A 7128-nucleotide genomic window follows, 5' to 3' on the forward strand; every position below is an offset into this window, starting at 1 on the left:
AATTTCCTGATACTAAACAAGAACAGTTTATAAAAGAGTTCCCTAACACCAAGCAGGAGCAGATTGTAAGTGTAAAAGAGTTTCCTGACACAAAACAGGAGCAGTTTGTCAAAGAGTTCCCTGACACCAGACAAGAGCATTTTGTTAAAGAGTTCCCTGACACCAGACAAGAGCATTTTGTTAAAGAGTTTCCTAACACTAGACAGGAGCATTGGGTCAAGGAGTTCCCTGATACCAAACAAGATATGAGTATCAAGGAGATACCAAATCTATTTGGAACAGGCATACCAAAACAGGTAAATAAAGTCATCAAAACAACTTCTGTAGAGAAAAATGCAATAAGAAAAAAGGATAATAATGAAAAGTAAAATATTCTACACTCAACTCTTTGGTGTTCTACTAATTATACTGATTGCACTTATTGCAATTCCCATATATAAAAACAGAATACCAAAAGAGCTAACCAAAGAGGTTCAAAAGAGACTATATCAAAATAAAATAGAATGGGTAGCCGTTAGAGCAGAGGGAAGAGATATAACCCTTAGTGGAATAGCTCCTACTATCGCACTTCACAACCAAGCTGTCAAGATAGCTGAACAGACACAAGGTATAAGAACCATACACGATAAAATCTCACCCACAGTTATCACCCCTTATAGTATGAATATAAACTATAAAGATAAGGAGTTAACATTCAAAGGATATATGCCCTCTAAAGAGAGTATGGATGAACTGTTTAAAACCGTAGCAGAGAGATACCCTACATATAAAATTATACAAAGTGTTGATATCGGTACAGGAGAACCTAGAGAGTGGGAAGAACTTGTATTGATTGTATCACTCTTACTGAAAGAGTTAGATTCTGGTATTGTGAATATTATAGATACCAAGGTAACCTTCTATGGGAAGTGTCAAACTACTAAGCAAGAGAATGAGATAATACAATACTTAGATGAGTTTAAACATATAGGATTTACAATACAGAGTCGTATTGTAGCTATGGATGAGGGAGGTCAAGTGTGTCAAAAGAAGTTTAATGATCTATTATCAAAAAATAAAATAGAGTTTGAAGCAGGAAAATCCATAGTTAAAGCTCAAAATGAGACTCTTTTACAAAGTCTAGTTGATATTAGTTCACTCTGCCCAAAAGCCAAAATAGAGATTATAGGACACACAGATAGCATGGGTAATGAGATAAAAAACCAAGAGCTAAGTCAAAGTAGAGCCAAAGCCGTTGTTGCAAAACTTTTTCAACTTGGAATTCCACTAGAGCAGATGAAAGCTATAGGAAAAGGGGAACACGAACCAATAACAGACAATGGTACAGAAGCGGGACGAAGAAAAAATCGTAGAATTGAATTTAGAGTGAAAGGATATTAAGATGTTGAGTTTAGGAGTTGAGTTAATAGCAATCCTACTATTAACAGCAGTAGTAGGTCTCTTGATGGGTCGTTTTCTATGTAAAAGTGGAGAGAGTGAAGAGAGAGAGGATAAGAGGAAGGTTATCCATGCCTTTAATACTTCGGAAAATGAGTTGGGGATAAGCAGAGAAAAAGTCAAAGACCAATCTCTTAGGATGACAGAAATAGAGGATACTATTGCTAGAAGAGAGCAAAGGATAAGCAATCTGGAGACAAAACTACTCTCTTCTGACAAACAGAGAGGAGAACTCCTAGAGGAGCTAAAGATCTTAGAGAAATATAAACCAAGATTTGAATCTATTGAGAATGAGTTTAAGATACAGTCTACTGTGAACGAGAGACTAAAATCTGAAAAGATAGATAATCAAGAGAAGATAGATAAATTTCAAATTTTAACGACCAATTTAAATGCTAATATATATGACTTAAAAGAGAGAAAAAAAGAGCTAGAGAAGAGTGTAGATAATCTTCAAAAGAGAATCAAAACAGATAATAGTAACAATAAAAAAATGGAACAGAGCAAAGATGATATTTATGATAAACTAAAACAGGATAGCCAAAGAGTCCACAAAGAGATAATACGAACTAAAGATGAAGATTATGAGAGACTAGAACAGAACAAATCCAAGGCTTACCAGAAGATGCTAGAGACAAAAAATGAGCTATACCAAGAGCTAAGAGATGAGCTAGAGAGTGTAGAGAGTGAGTACGAAGAGTTCAAGATAAACTACAATCTTGATAGCGATAGACTAGAAACCTTAGAGAAAGAGAATAAAAAAATTTATAATACACTAGATACCATCGCACATGAACGAGATGACCTATTGGCAAGACTTAGAGCCATATCTAGTGTTGTTGGGGCTGTTGGAGTTGATAATAGCAGTGAGAGCAGACAACTTCTATTGGAGAATTAAATAAACATATAAAAATAGTGTTAAATATTTAACTGTAATATTTAACATTAAAATCTATAAAAACATCTTTTTTTCATATATTCCATCATTTATATACCATATCAACTCAACTATAAGAGTGTGTTAAAAATATTACTGATAAGATTTACTATATTTAAATTTTAAAGGGAAAATGAGAATGGAGTTTAAAGCAAAACTTATCAATATACGAGAAGCTAGGTGGTTTTCTAACCTAACAACAACAATTATTATCATCTACTCATCCATATTGGGTCTAAAAACAATGATGGAGGTTGATGGTAACCTGATAATTATCATGCATATAATGGATTATTTTGTTACTATCTATTTTCTAATAGAGATTGCTATCAAAATGGCAGCAGAGGAGAAAACTTCAGACTTCTTCAAAAGTGGATGGAATATATTTGACTTTGTGATTGTTATTATTACCCTTATTCCACTTGAAAATACTACAATGGCAGCAGTAGCTAGACTTCTAAGAATCTTTAGAGTACTACGGCTTATCACAGCTAGACCGGGACTAAAAAGAATCATAGATATGCTAATGGGGGCTATCCCATCTATCGTTGATATTGTCATATTGATGTTCATTATCTTCTATATCTATGCTATTTTAGGCAACTTCCTATTTGCAGGAGTAGAGAGTGGACTCTGGGAGAACTTCTTGATAGCAATGCTTACACTATTTAGAATTCTCACTTTTGAGGACTGGACAGATGTAATGTATGAAGGGATGGAAGTACACCCTTGGTCATGGATCTATTTTGTCAGCTTCGTAATCATCGCTGCATTCGTATTCTTTAACCTCTTTATCGCTGTTATTATTGGAGAGATGGAGAAGTTACGAGATGAAGATGACACTGAACATGAAGAGGAGATGGAGAAGCTAGATACAATCTTAGCAAAGATGGATGAGCTGAAAGAGGAGATAGCAGAGTTAAAATCCAAATCGTAGATTCACAAACAAACAAATATCCCACCAAGATGGTGGGATATAATTAACTTAGTCCTCAGAAGAGAACCATCTCCAAGCCAATCCAGCAAGAACAGCACCAACTATAGGAGCCACCCAAAAGAGCCACAGTTGACCCATAGCCGCCGTATCAGCAAAAATAGCTGCTGCTGTACTTCTAGCAGGATTTACTGATGTATTAGTCACAGGGATAGAGATAAGATGAATCAGCGTCAATCCAAGCCCAATAGCAATAGGAGCAAATCCAGCAGGTGCTTTATCACTAGTAGAACCTAAAATTATAAATAAAAACATAAATGTCAAGACAACCTCAGTAAGAAGAGCAGAGACAAGACCATAGCCATCAGGAGACAACTCCCCATAACCATTACTAGCAAAACCACCAACTTCAAACCCAGCTTTACCTGTTGCAATAAGATATAGTAGCAAAGCACCAACAACTCCACCTATCACCTGAGCCACAATATATGGAGCCAACTCTTTCTTATCAAATTTACCTGCACTAAAAAGCCCTATAGAGACAGCAGGATTGAGATGGCAACCCGAGATATGACCTATCGTATAAGCCATAGTCAAAACTGTCAAACCAAATGCGAGAGATACCCCCACAAACCCAATACCAAGCTCTGGAAAACCTGCCGCTAACACAGCCGAACCACAACCACCAAATACCAACCAAAAAGTTCCAATGAACTCTGCTGCTAATTTTTTACTTAATGACACACTAATCCTTTTATATAAGATAAAGCAGTATAACACTATTTTCTTTTTTATTAAATAAAAATGAAGAGAAGAGAAGTTAAAACTATTAATAGTTCTATTTTAATGTGGTATAATATTAAATTAAAATTTTAAAAAGAGGTTGAAATGAAAAAAATCATAGCTATTGGAGCAGCTATTACTATAGGGTATTTTGTTATTGTAAAACGAGTTACAGTTGACTCAGGAATGGAAGCAGTTATAGTTAAAAAACCTTGGTTCTTTGGGGAAAAAGGAGTAGACCAAAAGATTATATCAACAGGAACTATATGGGGGGTCACCTCATCTGAAATCAAGCTTATCTCTCTTAGACCTTTTGATATAGAGGATTCTTTCAAGACTCTTTTTACAAAAGATAATATCCCTATTGATTTTAATATGACTCTTGTTTTTAGATATCAAAAAGGAAAAAGTGCAGTTTTGATTGAAAATTTTGGAGTTGACAAAAAGTGGTATAAGAACCTACTATCAAAACCCATACACAATAGCATAGAGATATCAATTAAAGAGAAGATATTTAATGATATATATTATCACCGTAATATTACAGAAGAGCTTAAAAAAGATATAATATTTGGAGTAAAAGATTTATTAAAAGAGAGAGCTATTCCAGTAAATTTAATAGATATAACTATCAGCAAAATAACCCCACCAAAAGAGCTTACCCAAGTGGCTATAGAGAGAGAAGTAGAAAAAGAAAAAATAGAGTTTCACAAGTTACGAAAAAAAGCCGAAGAGGTCTCTGCAGAGGCAGATAAAGCATACATGACAAAGATGAACATGACTCCTAGAGAGTATATAAAAATGAAACAGATAGAGCTAGATACAAAAAAACTATCCAATCAACGCTACGCTATCGACCATGCAAAAGAGAGTAATGGTAGTATTAAAGTACTGATAGATATGGGGAAATAATTATAAATGAGAGCCAAAAGTAAAAAGGGAAGGAGAAAGGGGAAAATGTGATGACTCTCATGGTGAAGAGTATAGCAACAGTAAGTGTCTAAAGAGTGTACTTAATTATCAATATGTCTCTTTATCGTTCGTTTTGAGAAATTTTTCTATTGTTTTATAGCTTCCTCCTTTTTCACTCCAGAAGTTGGCTAAGGTGTTGTTAGTTAAATAAGATATATAACAGAGCATTCATTACCTCTCTATCGAAAATTAAAAAGAGTGATGAGGAGTTTATAGATAGCGTTATGCCTTTAATTAGAGAGGATAACTATGAATCTTTTAACTATAAATATAATGTACCCCATTGTGCTACAGGTGAGACTAGAGCCAACTGATTTGCTTGTCCAAGCTCTTCCACACTGCTTAGAGAGTAGTGAGTTTTATCTGTTTCTAAAGTAAGTCAAGTCAAATGAATGTTATAATAGTTAAAACTTTTATGAGGAGCAAATAATGTACAGAGAGATAATTACACCAACATCTCAAGAGTATATGATAAATATACCCAAAGAGTACCTAGACAAAGAAGTAGAGATATTGGTTTTGCCTTTTTCTTATTACAAAAAAAAGAAGAAAAAAGATTTGAGTCAATTATTGAAAATAGGTGTTTGGGACATAAAAGAAGAGGATGTAAAGGTTAAAGATTGGAAGATTCAAGAATTTTAATTGATACATCTGTTATTATAGATTATCTTAGGAAACAAAACAAAAAGAGTACAAAGTTTTGGAAGCTTATGAGTGAATATGAGTGTACCATCTCTACGGTTACACTCTATGAACTATATAGTGGAGCGAAAAAGGATACGCAAAAAGAAGATGTGGATATCCTCGAATCTATGTTAGAGATTATCCCTTTTGATGCTTTACAAGCCAAAAAAGCTTCAGAGATATTTCAAACTTTGAAAAAAAAGAACAAACTTATAGAGTTTAGGGATATTTTTATAGCTTCTTGTGCTATTTCTAAAAAGATTCCATTGGCTACATTAAATAAGAAGCATTTTGAACGGATTAAAGATATCCAACTGCTTGAAATAATTTATTAAAAAGAGGGAAATATGTTAAACAACCACGCTTTTCCATGGGGAATCTACATAGGTGACTTAATCGACAACGACGACACCATCCCACTATGTTTAGATAGCAAACAGGGTGGTTTTTGTGTTATATTTGATGAGGGTAGTGAAAAGGTAGCCAATAATTTTATAGAGAATATTGCTCTAAAGCTATTTGAGGTGTTACCCATTGGCGATATAATCGTAGATATTTTCGATTTTTCACATAAAAAAAGATTTATGCACCTCTCATCACTGCAAAATGAAAAGCTTTACGATATTGCTTTTAATCAAAACTCTGCAACCAATAAATTTAATGCCATAGAAGAGATAGCTCTAAATAGGCATCATGATATTCTTACTTCTACTGCACCCACTATTTCAGACTATAACCAACAGAGTAAATTCAAAGAGCAGTATCATCTGCTTCTTATTAACTTAGACTCTTTTCCTGATGAGATGACTTCACAAAAGAGGATAAAAAACTTTTTTGATTCGGCTTATGAAGCAGGGTTTTATACCATTGCTTTTGGAAGTACAGAAGTTTTGGAGAGTGAATCAAAAGCAACACAAGCTATTTTAAATCAATTTTCACATCTGGGTATAGAAGATAAAAAGATAAAACTTACGAAAGAACTTTTTGAATTCTCTGATATGATAGAAGATTATGAGTTTGAGTATGTCAATGACAACAAAGATAAAATCATTGAAAATTTATTAGTCGAATTAAAAAAAGAAGATAACTCTAGCACAGAAAAAGATTTTTTATCTATCCCTATTGGAACTTCTAAAAATGGTAGAGACACCATCTATTTTACCATGGGAGACAAATCGACCAATCTTCATGCGTTCATTACAGGGGTAACAGGTTCAGGAAAAACCACACTTCTCAACAACATCATAGTTGGCATCGCAGAAAAATACACCTCTGATGAGATTCAACTCTATCTTATGGACTACAAAGATGGTGTAGAGTTTCAAGTTTTTAAAAATCATCCCAATTGTAAAAAGATATTTTTGGACAATGAAGACTTGTC

10 protein-coding genes are annotated in these 7128 nt (G+C 33.9%); 9 read left to right on the forward strand and 1 reads right to left on the reverse strand.

Going from position 1 to position 7128, the window contains the following annotated elements; all coding sequences use genetic code 11:
• The 4 genes from GSY74_RS00300 to GSY74_RS00315 all read left to right on the forward strand — a co-directional run.
• Window positions 1-368 (forward strand): hypothetical protein (locus GSY74_RS00300; protein WP_164663108.1); only part of this gene is annotated, 368 nt, incomplete at its 5' end.
• Complete coding sequence (locus GSY74_RS00305) at window positions 358-1380, forward strand: OmpA family protein (protein ID WP_164663109.1); 1023 nt, start codon at window positions 358-360, stop codon at window positions 1378-1380. The genes GSY74_RS00300 and GSY74_RS00305, both read left to right, overlap by 11 nt.
• Before the next feature lies 1 nt (window position 1381).
• Complete coding sequence (locus GSY74_RS00310; RefSeq protein WP_164663110.1) at window positions 1382-2335, forward strand: hypothetical protein; 954 nt, start codon at window positions 1382-1384, stop codon at window positions 2333-2335.
• A gap of 178 nt (window positions 2336-2513) precedes the next feature.
• Entirely contained in the window at window positions 2514-3311 is a 798-nt protein-coding gene (locus tag GSY74_RS00315; protein WP_164663111.1) for an ion transporter, read from the forward strand.
• A gap of 48 nt (window positions 3312-3359) precedes the next feature.
• On the opposite strand, the gene aqpZ is transcribed toward GSY74_RS00315, so the two are convergent.
• Window positions 3360-4052 carry an aquaporin Z gene (gene aqpZ, locus GSY74_RS00320; RefSeq protein WP_164663112.1) on the reverse strand — a complete coding sequence of 231 codons (693 nt, stop codon included), beginning with the start codon at window positions 4050-4052 and terminating at the stop codon, window positions 3360-3362.
• 144 nt (window positions 4053-4196) lie between these two features.
• Here aqpZ and GSY74_RS00325 point away from each other — a divergent pair, with 144 nt between their 5' ends.
• The 5 genes from GSY74_RS00325 to GSY74_RS00340 all read left to right on the forward strand — a co-directional run.
• Window positions 4197-5003, forward strand: a complete 807-nt coding sequence (locus tag GSY74_RS00325; RefSeq protein WP_164663113.1) for an SPFH domain-containing protein — start codon at window positions 4197-4199, stop codon at window positions 5001-5003.
• Between the two features lie 309 nt (window positions 5004-5312).
• On the forward strand, window positions 5313-5441 hold the full coding sequence (locus GSY74_RS10810) for a hypothetical protein (RefSeq protein WP_255494375.1): 129 nt from the start codon (window positions 5313-5315) through the stop codon (window positions 5439-5441).
• A gap of 51 nt (window positions 5442-5492) precedes the next feature.
• Complete coding sequence (locus tag GSY74_RS00330; RefSeq protein WP_164663114.1) at window positions 5493-5705, forward strand: hypothetical protein; 213 nt, start codon at window positions 5493-5495, stop codon at window positions 5703-5705.
• Window positions 5684-6082, forward strand: a complete 399-nt coding sequence (locus tag GSY74_RS00335) for a type II toxin-antitoxin system VapC family toxin (protein ID WP_164663115.1) — start codon at window positions 5684-5686, stop codon at window positions 6080-6082. Before GSY74_RS00330 ends, GSY74_RS00335 begins: the two co-directional genes overlap by 22 nt.
• Before the next feature lie 12 nt (window positions 6083-6094).
• On the forward strand, window positions 6095-7128 hold a 1034-nt coding region (locus GSY74_RS00340), incomplete at its 3' end, for an FtsK/SpoIIIE domain-containing protein (protein WP_255494377.1).

It is taken from the genome of Sulfurovum sp. bin170 (assembly GCF_010892395.1).
Lineage (GTDB): Bacteria > Campylobacterota > Campylobacteria > Campylobacterales > Sulfurovaceae > UBA1140.